Source organism: Amycolatopsis sp. WAC 01376 (genome assembly GCF_003947415.1).
GTDB lineage: Bacteria > Actinomycetota > Actinomycetes > Mycobacteriales > Pseudonocardiaceae > Amycolatopsis.
Genome location: NZ_QHKL01000013.1, coordinates 55,099 through 74,080, shown reverse-complemented (window position 1 = coordinate 74,080; position 18,982 = coordinate 55,099). Strand labels below are relative to the sequence as shown.

The window sequence follows — 18,982 nt, the reverse complement described above, 5'->3', positions numbered from 1 at the left end:
TGTGGATGGTCCCGGGTTCGGGCCCGGTCAGGCAGGCACGGTGGTGCCGTCCTGAGACTTGCGGGGTAGGACGTCGTCGTCACGGTCGATCGTGTCGATGAGCTCGTCGGTCGAGGCCTTGCGCTCGGGCATGAGGTAGCCGAGCCCGATGAACAGCGCCAGTGAGACCAGGATCGGCGTCGACACGGTGACCGCGAGGGTGGCCTTGTAGCCGTAGTAGGCGATCGCGTAGGCGATGAGACCGCCCGCCCACGAGATCAGCGCCGCGCGGGAGCCGGAGCGGCGGAACCACGGGAGCATGCCGAGCAGCAGCGGCACCGAGATCGGGCCCATCAGGGCCGCGACCCAGAGCACCACGATACCGAGCACACCACCGAGTTTGGGGGCCTGCGTGGCGACCGCCATGGTCAGCACGATGAAGATCGCGGTCGTGATGCGGGCGGCCAGCAGACCCTGCGCTTCGGTCCACCGCCGGGTCTTCTTGATCAGCACCGGCAGCATGTCGCGGGTGATGACCGCGGAGATCGCGTTCGCGTCGGACGACACCATCGCCATCGTGTGGGAGAAGATGCCTGCCAGCACCAGCCCGATCAGGCCCGGCGGCAGGAACGTCGTCGTCATGATCGCGTAGGCGTTGTCCGGGTTCTCGATGTTCGGGATCAGCAGCGGTGCCGCGAACATCGGGAACATCATGAACAGGGGCCACACCAGGTACAGGATCGAGGAGAGCCGTGCGCCCCGTCGTGCCGCGTGCGTATCCGGCGCGGCCATGTAGCGCTGCGCCAGATTCCACATACCGCCGTTGTACTCCAGGGTTTTCACCAGCACGTACACGAGCAACACGACGGTGGTGAACTTCGACGTGGTCGGGTTGAGGTGGCTCGGCGGGAGGTCGGCCCACATCGTCCACAGACCGGAGACGCCGCCGAGTTTGCCCAGCACCACCCAGAGCATGGCGATGGCCGCGATGGCCTGGATCACGAACTGGCCGAAGTCGGTGAGCGCGTCGGCCCACAGACCACCGACGGTGCAGTAGGCCAGCGTGACCGACCCGGTGATGATGATGCCCCAGGTGTAATCCACTCCGGCGAAGACGTTGAGGATCGTGGCGATCGCGAACCACTTCGCCGCGATGTCGAAGATCTTCAGCAGGCTGCCGCTCCAGGCCAGCGCCTGCTGGGTGGGCACGTTGAAGCGTTTCGCCAGGTACTCGAGCGGCGAGGCCACACCGAGCTTCGAGCGCAGCCGGTTCCAGCGTGCGGCGAACAGCCAGCTGCCGATACCGACGCCGATGCCGATGCTGGCCATGCCCCAGAAGTAGACGGTGATCCCGCTCGTATAGGCCACGCCCGCGTAGGCGACGAACAGCACCGCGCTGTACCCGGACATGTGATGCGAGATCCCGGTCAGCCACCAGGGCATCCGGCCCCCGGCGGTGAAGAAGTCCTTCACATCGTGGATCCGTTTGTGCGACCACCAGCCGATCACGACCATCAACGCGAAATACGCGGACACCATGATCCAGTCCAGCAAATGCACCGCTGACTCCTTTCCGCGTTCACGAAGGCCCAGCCCGACCTGTTCACATCCATGAACGGAGTCTGTTATAGTGATTATGTTCATCCATAAGAACGCTGTTCGGGACGCTAATATGGCCGGAGTCACAAGTCAACGGCCGGATGGAGGAGCGCGGATGCCACAGCAGGAAGCCGCTGTCACCGTGGCGAACGGCGCGGCGAGCGCGGCCGAACCCGCCGGGGTCAAATCGGCCCGGCGGGCGATCGATCTCATCGAGACCTTCGCCGCGAACGACGTCTGGCTCTCGCTGTCGGATCTCCACGCGCGCACCGGTTTCCCCAGGTCGAGCCTGCACGGACTGCTCCGCACCCTGCTCGAAGCCGGCTGGCTGGAAGTGGACACCAACACCGCCCGCTACCGCCTCGGCGTCCGCGCGCTGATCTGCGGAACGGCGTACCTGGACCGCGACCCGGTCGTCCCGTACGCGACCGAGGCACTGGAGCGGATCCGGGAGAAGACCGGCTTCACCGCGCACTTCGCGCGCCGCGAGGGCACTGATGTCGTCTACCTGGAGACGCGCGAGTCCCGACACTCGACGCATCTCGTCTCCCGTGTCGGCCGCACGCTGCCCACCCACGCGACCGCGCTGGGGAAGGCGCTGCTGGCCGAACTGACGCACGACGAGATCGACGCGCTCCTGACCGGGGAGCTGTCGGCGCTGACCCCGAACACCATCACCACGGCCGAAGCGCTGCACGCCGAATGCGCGAAGACCCGCGAACGCGGCTATGCGGCGGAAATCGAGGAAGGCAGCCTCGGCGTCCGATGCGTCGCGGCCGTGATCCCGTACCGCATCCCCGGCACCGACGCGATCAGTTGCTCCATGCCGGTCACCGAAGTCACCGACGCCGACGCACAGCGCGTCGGCGAACTCCTCGCCGAAATCACCGCGGAACTCGGCCAGCAACTGCGCCGCGCCGGCATCCGCTGACCGACCCGTACTTCTTCCACTGACAAGGGGCACCCATGGCAGACCAGCGCGTCCTGATCACCGGCTCGGCGGGCATCGTCGGCACCCTGATGCGGTCGCGGCTGCGCCGTTCCGGGCGGATCCTGCGGCTGCTCGACTTGGCCGCGCAACCCGAAGCGTCGGGCGGCGAGGACGTCGAGCTGATCACCGCTTCGGTGACCGACCCGGAGGCGATGGCGGAGGCGTGCGCCGGTGTCGACGCGGTGATCCACCTCGGCGGGCACAGCCGCGAGAACTCGTGGGAAGCCACGCTCGACGTCAACATCAACGGCACCCACACCGTCCTCGAAGCCGCGCGCGCGGCCGGTGTGCCGCGCGTGATCCTGGCTTCCAGCAACCACTCCGTCGGCTTCCGCCGCAACGACGAGGCAGGCGAAGACGGCCTCCCCGCCGACTCCACGCCCCGGCCCGACACCTATTACGGTGTCAGCAAAGCGACCATCGAAGCGCTCGGCAGCCTGTACCACTCGCGGTTCGGCATGGACGTGATCGTCATCCGGATCGGCTCGTGTTTCGAAAGCCCGCTCGTCCTCGGCCCGCGCGGCCTGACCACCTGGCTCTCCCCCGACGACGGCGCCCGCCTGTTCGAGGCCTGCCTGAGCTACCCCTCCCCCGGCTACCGGCTGATCTGGGGCGTCTCGGACAACACGCGCCGGGTCTACTCGCTCGCCGAAGCCGAAGCGCTGGGCTACAAATCGCTCGACAACGCGGAGACCTACGCGGATCAGCTGGCGGACAAGCCCGCGCCGACCGGCGTCGCGGCGGAGTACGTCGGCGGGCCGTTCTGCACCGCGCCACTGGGGGCGCACAACCCGCTCTGAGGGCGCCGGTATGGCCGGTCTCGTCTGCGCCCACCGGCTCCGTGAGCGCGGAGTCGTGGCGCGGCCGGTGTCGCTTCTGCGTACGCGTTCTCCTGGTAGTGAGGGCCTCCTTGCCTACTCTGACGGTAGGGAAGGAGGCCCTCGCTACCGTCGGATGTGATCCCTGGTGACAATGGGACGGCTGTGACCTCGGCGGCCGGTCGTGAAGGCGTGACTCGGTGCCTGCCGGCAGTGGGCGGATTGGGCCGAACAACAGGTCCGAGACTGGCCCGACACCCACAGCGGCCCCACGCCCGCCGAACTGCTGGCCCGGCTGGGCGAAGGCCGAACACCCTGGTAGCGCGGCGGATCTCCGGCGACCTGGCGACAGTCCGCTCGGATTCATCGGTCGGAGCGAATCTCACGCCGAATGTGTTCGTTGAAAGCGCGAAGGACGTCGACCACGTCAGCCTCTTCCGACACGTTCTTCGTTCCCTTGTACCGCCATACCAGACGTGCGAACTTGTCGGCGGATTCGCGTGTTTCCTCGCGACACAGCAAATGTATGTGCGACCTTCCAGTCTGCAACTTGTCCTGCCAGGCCACGCGGTCCGCTGTGGTGAGGCGGCGTTGGTCGCTGTCGTCGAGCTGGGACTCGTAGAGATGCATACCGGCCGTGATGAAATCGGCCGCGCTCTTCATCTTCTGTTCCCGCAGCCAACGGCGGTCTTGGTTGCGGCCGGTGATCCACGCGCCGAGCAACACGCCTGCCAACCCGATGAGTCCTCCCACGATGCCCGGCAGGACGTTCCCCATACGAATCACCGATCCTGCGGTTGTCGCGCCTCAATCGGACCAGCCTTGCCGGATGATCCGTTCCAGTTCGTCCAGGTGATCTCTGGCTTCCAGCGCGGCTCGGGGGTCTGCGGTTTCGAACAGTCGCTCGAGCTCGAGGAGCACGGCTTGCGCCGTCCGCGCCGTCGGCTCCTCGGAGCCCGCCCATCGTTCACCCCAGAGTGCTGAACCTTCCTGAGTGATGGCCGCCCCGAAGATCACTTGCTCGACCGTGTCCGCGGTCAGGCCGAGTTCTGTGGCCCACGACGTCAGCAATGCGACGTACCGTTCGTAGACAGCCGGCCGCCATTCGTCGATGTTCAGGCGAAGGCCGGCGTGAGTCGCGAACCAGCGGCGGACGACGGCGTCCAAGATCGGGGCGGTGTCGGACGACAGCGCGGCCGTGACGAACCGAAGATACTTGGTACCGAAAGCCACGCCCAGGTACCGCAACGGATCATCGGCCAGAGAGCGGAAAGCTGCAGGCCCGCCGTGATCGCGCGCGACGCGGGCCGCCTCCGCCAGCCGATCGACCGCGTGCGGATTCTCGGTCAGCACCCGCGCGGTACGCCATGGGCCGTAACCGACCGGTCCGTATCCCCAGATCATCGCGACCAGAAACGCCGGTTCGGCGCCCTCCGCCGTCGCGGCGCGCGCGGCGTGCCGCGTGGCTTCGGCCCGGTCGACGCTCTCCGGCAACGAGTTCAGGAACGAGTGGTGGTTCGGGAACTGCTTGAGCCACGAGCCGCGGGACCAGCGGGAAGCCCGCTGCGGTGGTTCGTCATGTTCCCGCCATGACCGAACGGCGGCGACCAAGGCCGGAGGAACCGTCATGGAAACGACCGTAGTCTCCGCGGCGTGGAGCGTTCAACAGTCACCGTCCTCTCGTAGAGCCGGGACGGGCCGTAACTTCATCGTCCCCGAGGTGGCCCGCCCTGACGGATCCTGAAGTCCGTGAAGGCCTCCTTGAGGGACCCAGAGTCCCTCAAGGAGGCCTTCACGGACCTTCCGGCAACCGCGTTCAGCCCACCGCGATCGACTGGAACGTCACCGGGATCCGCGGCGGCCCCGTTCCGTCACCAGGGCCCTTCGCGTCGTCCACCCCAGCGCGCGCGACCTTGTCCAGCGTCTGCAGACCGGGGTCCGAGATGCTTCCGAACACCGTGTACTCCGGCGGCAGTGTCGCCTCGCCGTAGACCATGAAGAACTGGCTGCCGCCCGAGTTCGGCGTCTGCCTCTTGGCCATGGCGAGGATGCCGCGGCCGTACTTGATCTCGGGGAAGACCTCGTCCGGGACGTTGTAGCCCGGTCCGCCCATCCCGGAGCCTTCCGGGTCGCCGCACTGGAGCATCTGCAGGCCGGAGGTGCCGAGCCGGTGGCACGGGCTGCCGTCGTAATAACCCTGCTGCGCCAGCGAAAGGAAGCTCGCCACGGTGCACGGCGCGAGTCCGCGGTCGAGCGTCAGCGCGATGTCGCCCGCGGTCGTCTTGACCGTGACGGCCATCGTGCCGGTCGCGGGGGTCGGGCCGGCCGCGGGCGGGTTCGCCTTCTTCGGCACCGAACCGGTGGAGTCCGCCGGGTAGGCGCAGTTCGCCGGATCCGCCAGCGGCGTCGTGCGTTTCGGCAGGTCCATGCGGCTTGCCGGGACCCCCACCGGGCTCTCTGTCGTCGTGTCCTGCGCGTTCGACGTCGGAGCCGAAGACGGCGCCGCGACCGCGGTCTCGCTCTTCGAGTCCGAGAGGAAGAAGCCCGGCGTCACGAATCCGGTGATCGCCACGACGGCGACCACCACGACGAGTCCCAGCACCCCCAGCCCGACCCAGAGCGCCGTCTTGTTCGACGAGGGCGGCGGCTGTTGCGGGGGCCCGTACCAACCCTGCTGCTGGGGATGGGGCTGGGGATACTGCTGCTGGGGGTACTGCTGCCCCTGCGGAGCCCCGGGGTCGGGCGTCTGGCCTTCGGGCTCGCCCGGCTGCGGTGGCTGGGACATCTGTGCTCCTGTCGTCCGGAGGAAGTACAGGAACACTCTCGCGCATGGCCGCTCACGGCGTCACGGCATCCCCCATGGCGAGCTGTTCCCGTTCGCCGGAACCGGCCGGATCTCGAAGTCCGGCCGATCGCCCGCGCGGTGCACGACGGCCTCCTCCCCACGCCGCAGGTCGATCCGGACGTCCCCGTTCGGCAGCCGCCGCCAGCGTTTCGGCCTCCCCCACCGGTCCCGGACGGTCAGCTCCCCGCCAAGGTCCGTCCGGAGCACACACGGCGCCCCGGCCTCGCTGGTGATCTTGATCCACCGCGTCTTGCCGGCTTGCCGTGAGGCGCTGACCAGGAACGCGCCCTCCGTGCGGAAGTCGCACAGCGCGGCATCCGCCCATTTCGCGGGCACGGCCGGGAACAGCCGGATGACCCCGCCCCAGCTCTGCACGAGCATGTCGTGCAGCGACTGCGCCGCCGAGAGCGGCGTCTCGATGACCGGACCGGATTCCTTGTACATCGTGTTCGGCTGGATGTAGCGGCGCTGCAGTTCGCCGAGGTAGAACTCCGCCTTCTCACCGCGCAGCATCTGCGCCGACATCGACGCGGCGCCGGTGAACGTGTAGCCCTGCAACGCGCCCTCGAAGCCCACCCAGTGGTCTAGTGAGGTCTCGATGATCCGCCGGTGCTCCGGCCGCTCCCAGGTGATCTCGTACAGCGGGTAGATCTGCAGCAGATGCGAGTAGTGCCGATGCGATTTCGCGAACGGCACCCCGGCGCCGATCATGTAGCCGTTGGCGTCGGCCGGATATGGGACCAGCGTGGCCAGGACTTCCCGCCACCTTCGCGCGAGCGGATCGTCGATCCGCAGTTCCGCCGCCGAGTCCAGCAACGTCCGGCAGCCCCAGCGGATCAGCGCGAGGTCGTAGGTGCAGTCGGGCGCGTTGACGCCGTACTCCGGGGAGAACGTCGCGGGCAGGTGCAGCTTCCCGTCCGGCCCGGGCGCCAGGAAGTGGAGGTAGTAGTTGATCGCCTTGCGCAGCAGCGGGAACAGGGTGTCCCGCAGGAGGCGCCGGTCCATCGTGTGCCGGTAGGACAACCAGACGTTGTGCAGTGCCCAGGTGAGATTGCCGACCTCCGGCGTCGGCGTCTCCTTGCCGGGAACGCCGACGGGGAACCCGGCGTTCGTCCCGGCGGCGCCGTTGAGCAGGGTCATGTCGGTCGTGCGCGGGATGCCCGCCGAATCGTGCTGGTACGGCTCGGCGACCTGACTCGTCAGGTTCGACCGGTACTTGCCGAGCGCGTGGCTGACGGCGTCCAGTTCGAGGTGGTTGGACCCGTGGATGAGCCAGTACTCCAGCTGGACGTTGAGGTTCCACCACGTCGCGGGCCACGGGGTCGGTTCGAGCCACGGCCCGCAGGTCGCCATCACCGGTGCTTCCCGACGCGCGGCGGAGGCGATCTTGTACAGCTGGATCCAGTAGAAGGCCTGGAGCCGGGTGTCCGGAATGGACAGGAAACCGTGCCGGTAGTAGTCGTGCCACCAGCGTCGGTGTTCCGCCGTCAACGTGGAGAACGGCTCGGCCCGGCGGACCGTCTTCAGTGCTTCTCGCGCGGCCGTCCTTTTCGGATACGACCACGCCACGGACGTGTACAGCGTGCGCTTCGATCCCCGGGCGACCTCGCGCCACGCCGTCACATGTTCGCCACCCGCCAGCAGGCTCTGCACCGAAAGGTGGGTGTCACCACTCGTTTCCAGACTCGCGGGCGGGTTGGCGACGTACCCGGCGGGCGGCGGCTTCCCGAACTTCGGATCCGTTCTCGGGCTCACCGCTTCGGCCGGGTGGAAGGTCCACTCGAAGCCGCGCTCGCCCTCGGTCGGCTCGATCTCGACGACCAGCAGCGACTGTCCGGTGTGGACGATCGCGCGCAGCGAGAGGCTTCCCGCGGACGTGGTGATCGTGCCTCTGAGTTCGGCGTTCCAGAGGTCCATCCGCCAGTCGATCCCGGTGATGGCGCCGACCGGTTCGAGGGTGAAGTAGCCGATCGGCAGCCGCGCGAGCCCGAACAGGGAACCGAATTCCGGCCGGTGGTCCTGCACTTCGCTGTGCTGGACGTTGAACCGGACGGCGTTGCGGCCCGGTTCGGCGTAAATGCCCGAGCCGAGGAAACCGTTGCCCAGGAACGGGCCCTCGTACCAGGTCTTCGGTATCCGGCGCCAGAGCAGGTCGGCCGTACCGAGGAAGCCGGGCCAGTCGAGCCCGCCGAGCGCGAAGTCGTTCTCCACCGCCGACGCGGACGGCGCGAACCCGGCAGCCGCCACGCCCGCCAGTGCACCGCCGAGCATCGTCCTGCGAGTGATGTCCATCCTCAGACCTCCTGGTCGAGTCCCCATGCCGGAGTTTCGCGGTCGCCGGGCACGTCGCGGGGCTCCGATGCCGGACGCGTGCCGCGCCGGGTGACGACGGCCGTCCCGCCGCGGGCGAGCGCGATCGAGATCGTGCCCGGACCCGCGGCCCGCCAAGGAAGCCGCCGTCCACGGGCATCACGGACGTCGATGTCTCCCGGGATCCCGTGCTGGAGAGTGAGCGGCTCGCCCGCTTCGCTGTGGACGCGGAGCCATTCGGTCGCGCCGTTCCGCCGGGAGGCGTCCACGAGGAAGGCACCCTCCGCGCGCAGGCTTTCGAACGACGCCTCCGGCCACGCCGACGAAACCGACGGGAAGACCTTGAGGACGCCGTGATCGCCTTGCAGCAGCATGTCCACAACGGACTGCGCGGCGGTGATGGGACTCTCGATCGCGAGGTTCGCGCCTTCGCGGTACATCGTGTTCGGCGTCAGCTGGGTGTTGGCAACGACGGTCCCGTCCAGGAAGATCTTCAGGTAGCGCAACGCTTCCTCTGGCGCGTCCATCACGGAACTCATCGACGACGCGGCCGCGAAGCTGTAGCCGTGCCATTTCTCCTGCGCGCCGGCCCAATGCGCGAAGGTGCGGCGCATGATGTCCCGGTCACCGGGACGGTCCCAGAGCTTCTCCCGCAGCGGATAGAGCCAGAGCAGATGCGAGAAGTGCCGGTGCGACTCGGCGAGTGGGACACCGTCGCCGATCAGCACGCCTTGGGCGGGATCCTGGTGGTACGGCACCAGTTTCTCGCCGATCTCCCGCCACGCCGGCACCCGCGGGTCGTCGATCCGCAGCTTGGCCGCCGATTCGACTAGGGTGCGCGCCGCCCAGCGGATCAGCGACAGGTCGTACGTGCAGTCGGCCGCGTCCGCGTACTCGGGTGACCTGGTCATCGGCAGGTGCAGGGCGCCGTCCGGGCCGGCGGCGAGGAAGTGGCGGTAGTAGTTGAGAGCCTTGGCGAGCGTCGGGTACAGGACTTCGCGCAGGATGCGGACGTCCATGCTGTGCCGATACGCCAGCCAGACGTTGTGCAGGCCCCAGATCAGGTTGCCGGTCTGGTCGTTCTTCGTGGCCGGGCCGGGAATCCCGACCGCACGCGTGCCGCCGGGCCGCAGCCGCCAGTCCCCCGGATGCGAAAGCGCGTACGTCTCGCCGTCCCGGTACGCGGGCGGCACCGAGAGTTCGAGGTTCGCGTGATCGCGGCGGAAGGTGGCGGTGACGGCGTCGAGTTCGGGATGGTTGCTGCTGTTGACGATCGGGTACGTGACCTGGACGTTGAGGTTCCACCACACCGCCGTCCAGCTGTTGCCCACCTCCGGGAACCACGGTCCCCATTCGGCGACGACGGGGCCATTCGCGCGGGTGGCGCAAGCGGTCTTGTACAGCTGGATCCAGTAGAACCGCTGGACACGTTTGTCCGGCACGGACACGAAACTGCGCCGGTAGAAGGCGTTCCACCAGCGCCGATGACCGGCGACGAGCGCGTCGGGGTTCACCGCCGACGCCCGGTGGACCCTCCTGATCGCCTCGGCGGTGTGGGTCGGCTCGGGGAACCCGTACGCGATCGTCGCCGCCAGGAGCCGCCGCGTGCCGACGGTCCGCTCACACCACGCTGTCGTGTACCCGCCGCCCGCGTGGAGTGGCTGCTCGCAGTACCGGACCGCGCCCGCGGTGGCGAGCTTCGGATCGGGATTGGCCGTGTAATCGGGTGGTTTGCGGATCGTCCTGGTCGTCGCCGACTTCAGCGGCGTGAACCCCCAGTCCGCGGCCGCCTCCCCGGTGAGCGAGACGAGGAGGAGGTCCTGGTCGTTGTGGACCAGCGCGGAGAACCGCACCGAACCCCTGGTGGTGGTGATCGTGCCGCCGAGTTCGGCGTTGTACAGGTCGAGATGCCAGTCCACCGCCGTGATCGCGCCCTCGAAGGCGAGGGTGAGGTAGCCGATCGGCAGCCGCGAGTACCCGATGCCCGCTTCCCACTGTCCGCGCTGGTCCTGGACCTGGGAGTGGCTGAGCATCACCTTGAGGACGTTCGGCTGCGCCCCCGCGTAGAACTGCACGCCGAGGAAGCCGTTGGCGAGGAACGGACCCTCCTGCCAGTTCCGCGGCATGCGCTTCCAGACCATGCGTGCGTCGTCGACGATCCGGCGATGGACGTCCTGCCCGGCGAGTGCCGGGTGCGCCCCTTGGGCCCAAAGCCCACCGAGCGCCGCCGCTCCCGCCGCGACCCTCAGCATCGATCGCCTGGACAGCTCGGCCATGGGTCGCCTCCAGATTCATACTACGTTTACCGCAGATCAGGTCCTGGCGACCGGCATGTTTCCAGAAATAGTGGGGGTTTGGCCATCCCCTTCACTCACGTAGCCGTACAGACATCCGATGTCTCGTCGGACAATTCACCCGTTGTTGAGCAAGCGAGCCTTCAGTGTCCGGACGGCCGCGTCGGACACGCCACGCTGCCGGGCCCAGCAGGCGAACCCGCCGAAGTCGTCCTCGACGCTGTCCAGCAAGGCGTTGATCGTGCTCTCCGTGCACCGGAACAGTTCCTCCGGCAAGCCGAGCGGGCGGAACCGCTCGATCACGCGGGGAAGGCTGTACGCGCTGCGCAGGTAGTCCTGGACGATCAGCTCGCGCGGCGCCCCGGCGAGCCCGAGCGCGAGGGCCGTGACGACGCCGGTCCTGTCCTTGCCCGACGCGCAGTGCACCACGACGGGACGGGCCAGCAGGACCGCCAGGATCTCCATGGCGATCGGCAGGTTCTCGTCGTGCCGGAGATGATCGACGTAAATCTCCTCCAGCGCGCTCGACCGTCCGCTTTGGACGGTCTTCAACGGCACGTTCACATAGCGGACACCGGGTAACTCCGCCCGGCCCTCGCTGACCGTCTCGGCACTGGAGCGGAGATCGAGGACGCCCTCGATACCGAACCGGCCGAGCAGGAGTTCCTTGTCGGTTCCGGTCAGCGCCTGCAAGGTGTCGCTGCGGAACAGTCTCCCCCGCCGGATCGGCCCGCCACCGGTGTCGCGGAAGTTGAACGCGCCGGTGAGCGCGGATGCCACCGCGGTCACCGGGAATCCTCCGCCGTCTCGCCGAAGGTGATGGTCCCGGCGGAACCGTCGACGGTGATCACCTGACCGGTGACGATCCGCGTCGTTGCGCCCGGAACGCCGACCACAGCCGGGATCCCGTGTTCCCTGGCCACGGTGGTGCCGTGGGAGATCATCCCGCCCGTTTCGGTCACCAGCGCGGCGGCCGTCAGGAACAGCGGCGTCCACCCGGGATCCGTCGTCGCGGCGACGAGGATCTCGCCCGGTTCGATCCGGGCCCCGTCCGGATCGTGGATCACCCGCGCCCGGCCGGTCGCCACCCCTGCCGCCGCCGCCAGCCCGGCGAGGTCGCCACCGTCCGAAGTGGATTCGAGGGCGGGCGCGGTGCCGTCGGAAAGCACGACCGACGGAACGCGGGGCCGCCGCGATTCCCGCTCCCAGATCTCCCTGCGCCGTGCGGCGGTCGCGCGGAAGTCCCTGCTGTCCAAGGCTTCGCGGACTTCGGCGAGGTCGAGGAACATCACGTCGCCGGCCCGCTCCAGCCGCTCCGCCCGCACGATCTCCTCGCCGACGAGGAGCAGTTGTGTCCGGAGGGCGGCGAAACCGCGCATGAGGCAGAACTTGGGGAACTCACGCAGGCCGCGCAACCGCCGCGACCGCCGGAGCAGGAACCGCGCGAGCAGCGCCCGGTGCAGCTTGGTCACCGGAAGCCGCCGGGTGAGCTCGACGATCCGCGCTTCGGCCGCCGCGGCCGCCTGCTCGAAGCGGGTTTCCGGATCCTGCTCCTCCCCTTCCGCGCGAAGCAGGTTCGAGAGCATCGCGAAAACCGGCTCGGGGTCATCGGTCCAGCGAGGCACGCCGAAGTCGATCTCCGAGGTCGCGCGGCAGCCGTATTCGGCCAGGAACGCGGCGACGCCGTGCTGGATCGCCTCCGGCAGGGTCCCGGCGAGGTGTTTGGCGGCCAGTTCGTCGGGCGCGGTCTCCAGCAACAGCCGGAAGGCCTCGTCGTCGCGCCGGATCGCGGCCGCCGCCCGCCACAACGCCAGATCCATCTCGGTGGTCGGATTGTGCGGGATACCCCGGAAAACGGTGGCCACCTCGGCGTCGCTCACGTGACCGCGCAGCAACTGCCCGGCCAGCTGCCCGCCCGTCCCGCCCGCGGTGTTGGCGTCGCGAGGGAGGTTCGCCTCGATCCGGCAAACGTCACGCCGCACGGATTCCACAAAGGACAGCCGTTCTTCCGCCGTCGCCTCGGCGGGCCCGGTGAAGGCGGCGATCCGCCGTTCGGCGTCGCGGACGACCTTGGCACGGGCCTGATCCGGCCACAGCCACGCGGGGATCATCCGTTCCCAGCGGCGACGCCGTTTCTTCGGCGGGACGTCCTCCTCCGAACCGGACGCCACCGAGGGGAACCGGCGATCACGGCCGAGCTGCTCTACGAGCCGACCCGAAGGCGCGGCGAGACTGTCCACGAACGCCGCCATCTTCGGCCGCTTCGCCGGGCTCCGCACGCCGTCGGTGATGTCCCAGTACAGCCACCCGTCCACGTCGGTGATCTCGTCGGAGAAGCCGAGCGCGCTCATGTACGCCGCCATCCCGCGCTGACGTTCGCGGATCATGGACGCGCCCATCGGCGTGAAGGGCCGGCTGATCCCCTGGTAGACGTTGACCGACCAGTACGCGCGCGGTTCGTCGCTCTCCGGGACGGGGAACAGCGTGGTGATGTGCCGCGACTGGGTCAGCCACAGCTCACCCTCGCCGTTGAACGCCCACTCGACGTCCTGCGGGGCGCCGAAGTGCTTCTCCAGATGCCTGCCGACGGCCGCGAGTTCACTGAGCCGTGACGGCGTCAGGCAACCGTCGTCCGGGCCTTCGAGGGATTCGCCGTCGACGGTCAGCCGGTAGTGATCCGGGGTCACCGCGCCGGAGACCACCGCTTCACCCAGGCCGGGAGCGGCGTCGACGATGATCTCGGAACGTTTGCCCGACACCGGATTCGCCGTGTACAGCACGCCGGCGCATTCGGCGTCGACGAGGCGCTGCACGATCACCGCGATGGCGGGTCCGCGATCGGTGCCGTGTGCCGCCCGATACCTGGTCGCCCGCTCCGACCAGAGCGAGGCCCAGCATCGGCGCACCGCCGCGAGCACCTCGCCGGAGCCCTGGATGTCGAGGAAGGTGTCGTACTGCCCGGCGAAACTGGCGTCCGGCAGATCCTCGGCCGTCGACGAAGACCGCACCGCGACCGCCGCCGGCTCGCCTCGCGAAAGCCGTTCGTACGCCTCGACGATCCCGCTTTCGAGCCGGGCCGGGATCGGGACGGTCAGGACGTGGGACCGCAACCGGTCCGCCAGTTCGGCCAGCCGTCCCTCGTCGCCGGACGGCACCCTCGTCAGCTCGCCGAGCAACCGCGGCCCCTCGCCGTCGGAGAGCACGTGCCGGTACGCGGCGGTCGTGACGCAGAAACCCTCCGGCACGGGAAAACCCGCCGAAGTCATTTCCGCGAGGTTCGCCGCCTTGCCACCGACGAGGTCGCGCGGGCTTCCTCCCGCTTCGGCGAGCTCGAGAATCACTTTCATTACCTCCCAGAGGGTGTTTGCTTAGCCTAAGCTTGCATCCTCAACCTGGGTTGAGTTCAAATGATGTCATGGAATCCGCATCGATCAGAGAAGTCGCCGACCGGTTCGACCTTCCGGTTTCGACCCTGCACTACTGGGAACGCCGCGGACTGATCAAGCCGCACCGGCGATCCGGCTGGCGTTACTACGACACCGACCAGCTCTACCGGATCGCCCTGATCCGGCTGTGGCGGGACACCGGCCAGCTCAGCCTCGACGAGATCGCGACCGTGCTCGCCGGGCGCACCGCCACGCACGACTGGCGGGACACCGTCTCGGCCCGTATCGAAGCTTTGGAGTCCCAGCTGGAAAAGCTCGCCACCGCGCGGACCTATCTGCACCATCTGCTTCGCTGCCCCGAAAACACGCTGGAACGCTGTCCGGAGTTCCGGTCCACAGTGGAGCTGCCGGGCGCTTGACCTCAAGCCGGGTTGAGGGGGCAGGCTTCCGGAGTATGACCGCCCGTGGCCTGATCGACACCACCGAGATGTACCTCAAAGCAGCCTACGAGCTGGAAGAGGACGGTGTCGTCCCGTTGCGCGCCCGGATCGCGGACCGGCTCGAGCAGAGCCCGCCGACGGTCAGCCAGACCGTGGCCCGCCTCCAGCGCGACGGCCTCCTCCTGGTCGCCGAGGACCGGCGGCTGGAGCTTTCGCCGGAGGGACGGCGGATCGCGGTGCGGGTGATGTGCAAGCACCGCCTCGCGGAAACACTCCTCTATCGGGTGATCGGGCTGGACTGGGTCCGGCTGCACGACGAGGCCTGCCGCTGGGAACACGTGATGTCCGACGCCGCCGCGCGCCGGATCTTCGAACTCTGCGGCGGGCCGCGGTTCAGCCCGTACGGCGGGCCGATTCCCGGCTTGGCCTTTCTCGGCCTGTCCGGCCTTCCCCCGGTGCCGGCGCCGCCGGGAATGCGGCCGGCCACCCACGCCGGACGGCAAGAGGTCCGGCTGCACCGGATCAGTGAACGGATCCAGGACGATTCCGCGTTCCTCGGAACGCTTCTGGCCGCGGGCCTCACCCCGGGAGCGCGAATGACGCTCACCCCGGCCGACGGGCGGCGGTTCGAAGCGCGGACGGCCACCGCGACCGTGATCCTCGAACGAAATCAGGCGTCGAGGATGATCGTCTGCGATCCCGCCGCGCCGAATTCCGCGGTTCCGGCACGCATCCGCTGCGTTGCCGGTCGCTGACATTGTTCTTTCGCGCCTTGCCTCTCGTTTTTCGAACAGGCGTGCGTGTTCCGCCGGGGCAAGGCAGTAAGATGTCATATGATCTGCCGATCTGATGTCCACATCCGGGGGCCGAAGGAGGGAGACCGCCATGCCACTTCGAGCGGCCAGTACAGCGAGACTCTCGTCCACTGTGGTCGACCAGTTCGAGGAACTGATCGAGACCGGCGAATGGCCGGTCGGCTCCCGTATCCCGCCGGAACAGGAGCTGGTCGAGCAACTCGGGGTCGGGCGCAGCACGGTCCGCGAAGCCGTCCGCGCCCTTGAGCACGCCGGGCTGTTGGAGCCGCGCCGCGGCGACGGCACCTACGTCAGAGCACGGCACGGGCTGTCCGCGGCCCTGCTGCGGCGAACCCGCGCCGCGAACGTCCTCGAAGTACTCGAAGTCCGCAACAGCATCGAGCGCCAGGCCGCCAGGACGGCGGCGGAACGCAGGAACGCCGAAGACCTCGCCCGGATCACCGCCGCACTCGCCGCCCAGCACGAAGCACGTGACGCCGGGGACGAGGACGCTTTCCTCGCCGCGGACAACGAATTCCACGCGGCGATCATCTCCGCCACGCACAACGCGGTCCTGATCGAACTGTGGGAGGGCCTCAGCTACGCGCTGAGCAGCGGGGTGGCGACGGTGATGGCCGAGCTGCGCCGCGAGCACATCGACTTCCCGGATCACGACACCCTCGCCGAGGCCATCACCGACGGCGACGCCGACCGCGCCGAACGGGCCGTCGCGGTGATCATCGACGCCGCCGTCGCGGTGCTGACCAAGGCACAGAACAAAACCGCTTCCCGCAAAAGGAAAAGCACGCCGAAGCGCCGTTGAGCGAACCGGGCCGGTCAACCGAGACGGATGGCCGGCCGGTACAGATCGAACCAGTGGAAGAGATCCAGCACGCGGTCCAGACCGTGCCGCGTCTGGCCGGACAACGTCGCCGCGTCGGCCTGGACGGCGTCGTACACCCAATCCCGGTTCACCAGCTGGAAAACCGGTGAATCGAGGTCCGCGAGCACCTGTTTCGCCTGTGACTGAAGCGCGACCGCGTATCCGATGTCCTGTGTGGACGGATACGGGCTCTTCAGCCGCTCGGCGACCGAAGTCGGCAGAAGATGCTTCGTCGCCTGCCGCAACAGGCTCTTCTCCCTGCCGTCGAAGGTCTTGAACGCCCACGGAGTGTTGTAGACGTACTCGACGAGCCGGTGATCGCAGAACGGGACCCGGACCTCCAGCCCCACCGCCATCGACATCCGGTCCTTCCGGTCGAGCAGCACCCGGACCCACCGGGTCAGGTTCTGGTGGCAGATCACGCGCATCCGTTGTTCGAGGGCGTCGTCCCCCGGCAGTTGCTCGACCTCCGCGACCGCGGCGGCGTACTCGTCGGCGGCGTAGGCCGGCACGTCGAGCGCCTCGCGGACGTCACGGCGGAGCAGGTTCTCCCGATCACTGGTGACCGCGTTGCGGAACACCAGCCACGGGAACATGTCGGTGGTCCGGGACTCCTCTTCGAAGAACCATCGGTAGCCGCCGAACACCTCGTCCGCCGCCTCCCCCGACAAGGCCACTGTGGACTGCTGCCGGATGGCCTTGAACAACAGATAGAGCGAGAGGTCGACGTCGCCGAGCCCGGACGGCATGTCCCGCGCGGCGACGCAGGCCCGGCGCACGTCGGGATCGGTGAGCTCGGCGGGATCCAGCATGACGTTCTCGTGCACCGAGCCGACGAGATCGACGACGTCGCGGATGAACGGCGAATCCGGCGCGTCGCGCATCTCGTCCGGGCGGAAGTTCTCCTCCTGTCCGGCGTAATCGACCGAGAACGTGCGCAGCGGCTCCCCTGACTCCGCGAGCCGCGAGGCCGCGATCCCGGTGACCGCGCTCGAATCCAGCCCGCCCGAGAGCAGGACGCACCTCGGCACGTCGGAGACCAGCTGGCGGTGCACGATGTCGGTCATCAGCTCGCCGACCCGCGCCACCGTCGCGTCCTGATCGTCGGTGTGCTGAACCGTCCGCAGCCGCCAGTAGGTGTGCGAACGGATCCCGCGGTCGTCGACGGTGACGATCGTCCCCGGCTCGACCTCGTGCATGTCCTTCCACAGCGACCAGCCGGGTTTCTTCGTGAAGGCGACCAGTTCGCGGAGACCGTCCGCGTCCACGACACGCGGCGCCCGCGGGTTCGCCAGGATCGCCTTCGGCTCGGAACCGAACAGCACGCCGCCGGAAGTCGCCTGGTAGTAAAGGGGCTTCACGCCCATGCGATCCCGGATCAGCACCAGCTTCGCGGTGCGGGAGTCCCAGACGGCGAAGGCGTACATGCCGTTCAGCCGTTCCGCGACCCCCTCTTCCCATTCCAGGTAACCGCGCAGAACCACTTCGGTGTCGCTGTCGGTGTGGAACCGATGCCCCTTGTCCCGCAGTTCCTTCCGGAGCTCGGTGTAGTTGTAGACCTCACCGCTGTAGACCAGCGCCACGTCACCGGCCGGGGTGCCCGCCGACATCGGCTGCACACCGCCGGGCAGGTCGATCACCGCGAGCCTGCGGTGCCCGAGCGCGGCATGGCGGTCCAGCCAGGCACCTCCGGCGTCCGGACCGCGGCAGGACATCGTGGCCGTCATCGCGTCGAGGATCGGGCGCTGGCTCCGCAGGTCGTCCTCGAACGACACCCAGCCGGTGATTCCGCACATTTCGCCTCCCAGTAACCGTGGTGTCAGCCGAAAACGGGTTCCGCGGTCCGCGTCCGCTTCAGCTCGAAGAAATACTCGAATCCGGTGAGTGCCCGGACGCCGTCGAAGATCCGGCCCGCGGCCTCGCCACGCGGGACCTCGGCGAGCACCGGGCCGAAACAGGCGCCGCCGTCGATCCGCACGACCGGCGTGCCGAGGTCGGGCCCGATCGCGGTCATCGCCTCGTCGTGGCTCGTGCGGATCGTGGCGTCGAGTGTCGTGTCCGTTCCGGCGCTTGCCAGTCCGGCCGGGAGCCCGGCAGCTTCGAGGGCCAGACCGGTGACCTCGCGGTAGTCCTCGTTCCCGCCGGGATGGATGCGGGTGCCCATCTCGGTGTACAGGGGTTCGACGGCCTTCTCGCCGTGGTCACGGGCGGCGGCCGCGATGACCCGCGAGAGGTACCAGCCTTCGCGCATCATCACTTCGTACTTTTCGGGCAACTGGTGGCCTTCGTTCAGCACGGCGAGGCTCATCAGGTGGAAGCGCAGGTCGATCTCGCGTACTTCGGCCGCTTCGAGCAGCCACCGCGAGGTCTGCCACGCCCACGGGCAGATCGGGTCGAACCACAGGTCGGCCCGGACGGGGGACTCGGTCATCGCTGTCCTCGTTTCTGGAGACAAGGTGGGTTCGCGTGATTTGGAGACCGGACTGGCGGGACGTGCCGGCCGGGGTGGTCGTGGCCGTGGGGCGGCGGTGTCGCGAAAGCCACTTTCGGGACACCAAGCGTCGCGAACGCGGACCGGTATTTGCTTGCCCATACTTGACCAGGGCGAAGGTGAAGCGTCAGCGGCGGCACGTTCGAGTGTGG

General features: G+C 68.4%; 15 protein-coding genes. 5 read left to right on the top strand and 10 right to left on the bottom strand.

The window, feature by feature from the left end:
* Nucleotides 1–27 precede the first annotated feature (27 nt).
* Nucleotides 28–1,539 (bottom strand): sodium:solute symporter family protein, encoded by a 1,512-nt coding sequence (locus tag DMH03_RS40270; RefSeq protein WP_125797257.1) that lies wholly within the window; start codon nucleotides 1,537–1,539, stop codon nucleotides 28–30.
* Between the two features lie 154 nt (nucleotides 1,540–1,693).
* On the opposite strand from DMH03_RS40270, the gene DMH03_RS40265 reads away from it, so the two are divergent.
* Nucleotides 1,694–2,509 (top strand): IclR family transcriptional regulator, encoded by an 816-nt coding sequence (locus DMH03_RS40265; RefSeq protein WP_125797256.1) that lies wholly within the window; start codon nucleotides 1,694–1,696, stop codon nucleotides 2,507–2,509.
* Nucleotides 2,510–2,544: 35 nt separating this feature from the next.
* The gene (locus DMH03_RS40260) at nucleotides 2,545–3,369 is read left to right on the top strand and encodes an NAD(P)-dependent oxidoreductase (RefSeq protein ID WP_125797255.1); all 825 of its coding nucleotides are present in this window, start codon (nucleotides 2,545–2,547) and stop codon (nucleotides 3,367–3,369) included.
* Between the two features lie 381 nt (nucleotides 3,370–3,750).
* On the opposite strand, the gene DMH03_RS40255 is transcribed toward DMH03_RS40260, so the two are convergent.
* The 7 genes from DMH03_RS40255 to DMH03_RS40225 form a co-directional block, all read right to left on the bottom strand.
* Complete coding sequence (locus DMH03_RS40255; RefSeq protein ID WP_233611871.1) at nucleotides 3,751–4,164, bottom strand: hypothetical protein; 414 nt, start codon at nucleotides 4,162–4,164, stop codon at nucleotides 3,751–3,753.
* 30 nt (nucleotides 4,165–4,194) lie between these two features.
* Nucleotides 4,195–5,016 carry a hypothetical protein gene (locus tag DMH03_RS40250; protein ID WP_125797254.1) on the bottom strand — a complete coding sequence of 274 codons (822 nt, stop codon included), beginning with the start codon at nucleotides 5,014–5,016 and terminating at the stop codon, nucleotides 4,195–4,197.
* A 187-nt stretch (nucleotides 5,017–5,203) separates the two neighbouring features.
* Nucleotides 5,204–6,172 carry a peptidylprolyl isomerase gene (locus DMH03_RS40245; RefSeq protein ID WP_125797253.1) on the bottom strand — a complete coding sequence of 323 codons (969 nt, stop codon included), beginning with the start codon at nucleotides 6,170–6,172 and terminating at the stop codon, nucleotides 5,204–5,206.
* A 60-nt stretch (nucleotides 6,173–6,232) separates the two neighbouring features.
* Nucleotides 6,233–8,524: a glycoside hydrolase family 95-like protein gene (locus DMH03_RS40240; RefSeq protein ID WP_125797252.1), complete on the bottom strand. Its 2,292-nt coding sequence runs from the start codon at nucleotides 8,522–8,524 to the stop codon at nucleotides 6,233–6,235.
* Between the two features lie 2 nt (nucleotides 8,525–8,526).
* Nucleotides 8,527–10,818: a glycoside hydrolase family 95-like protein gene (locus DMH03_RS40235; protein WP_125797251.1), complete on the bottom strand. Its 2,292-nt coding sequence runs from the start codon at nucleotides 10,816–10,818 to the stop codon at nucleotides 8,527–8,529.
* A gap of 135 nt (nucleotides 10,819–10,953) precedes the next feature.
* On the bottom strand, nucleotides 10,954–11,625 hold the full coding sequence (locus DMH03_RS40230; RefSeq protein ID WP_125797250.1) for a tyrosine-protein phosphatase: 672 nt from the start codon (nucleotides 11,623–11,625) through the stop codon (nucleotides 10,954–10,956).
* Complete coding sequence (locus DMH03_RS40225; RefSeq protein WP_125797249.1) at nucleotides 11,622–14,183, bottom strand: PEP/pyruvate-binding domain-containing protein; 2,562 nt, start codon at nucleotides 14,181–14,183, stop codon at nucleotides 11,622–11,624. Before DMH03_RS40225 ends, DMH03_RS40230 begins: the two co-directional genes overlap by 4 nt.
* Nucleotides 14,184–14,251: 68 nt before the next feature.
* On the opposite strand from DMH03_RS40225, the gene DMH03_RS40220 reads away from it, so the two are divergent.
* The 3 genes from DMH03_RS40220 to DMH03_RS40210 all read left to right on the top strand — a co-directional run bounded on the left by DMH03_RS40220 (nucleotide 14,252) and on the right by DMH03_RS40210 (nucleotide 16,279).
* A complete protein-coding gene (locus tag DMH03_RS40220; RefSeq protein WP_125797248.1) occupies nucleotides 14,252–14,641 on the top strand; it encodes a MerR family transcriptional regulator in 390 nt (129 codons plus the stop codon).
* Nucleotides 14,642–14,676: 35 nt separating this feature from the next.
* Nucleotides 14,677–15,417, top strand: coding sequence for a metal-dependent transcriptional regulator (locus DMH03_RS40215; RefSeq protein WP_125797247.1), 741 nt, complete (start codon nucleotides 14,677–14,679; stop codon nucleotides 15,415–15,417).
* A gap of 130 nt (nucleotides 15,418–15,547) precedes the next feature.
* Nucleotides 15,548–16,279, top strand: coding sequence for a FadR/GntR family transcriptional regulator (locus DMH03_RS40210; RefSeq protein ID WP_125797246.1), 732 nt, complete (start codon nucleotides 15,548–15,550; stop codon nucleotides 16,277–16,279).
* A gap of 14 nt (nucleotides 16,280–16,293) precedes the next feature.
* Here the strand turns inward: DMH03_RS40210 and asnB are convergent, their stop codons facing one another.
* Together asnB and DMH03_RS40200 are read right to left on the bottom strand one after the other, a co-directional pair.
* Nucleotides 16,294–18,135, bottom strand: a complete 1,842-nt coding sequence (gene asnB / locus DMH03_RS40205; RefSeq protein ID WP_125797245.1) for an asparagine synthase (glutamine-hydrolyzing) — start codon at nucleotides 18,133–18,135, stop codon at nucleotides 16,294–16,296.
* Nucleotides 18,136–18,158: 23 nt separating this feature from the next.
* Nucleotides 18,159–18,770 (bottom strand): DsbA family protein, encoded by a 612-nt coding sequence (locus tag DMH03_RS40200; protein WP_125797244.1) that lies wholly within the window; start codon nucleotides 18,768–18,770, stop codon nucleotides 18,159–18,161.
* Nucleotides 18,771–18,982 lie beyond the last annotated feature (212 nt).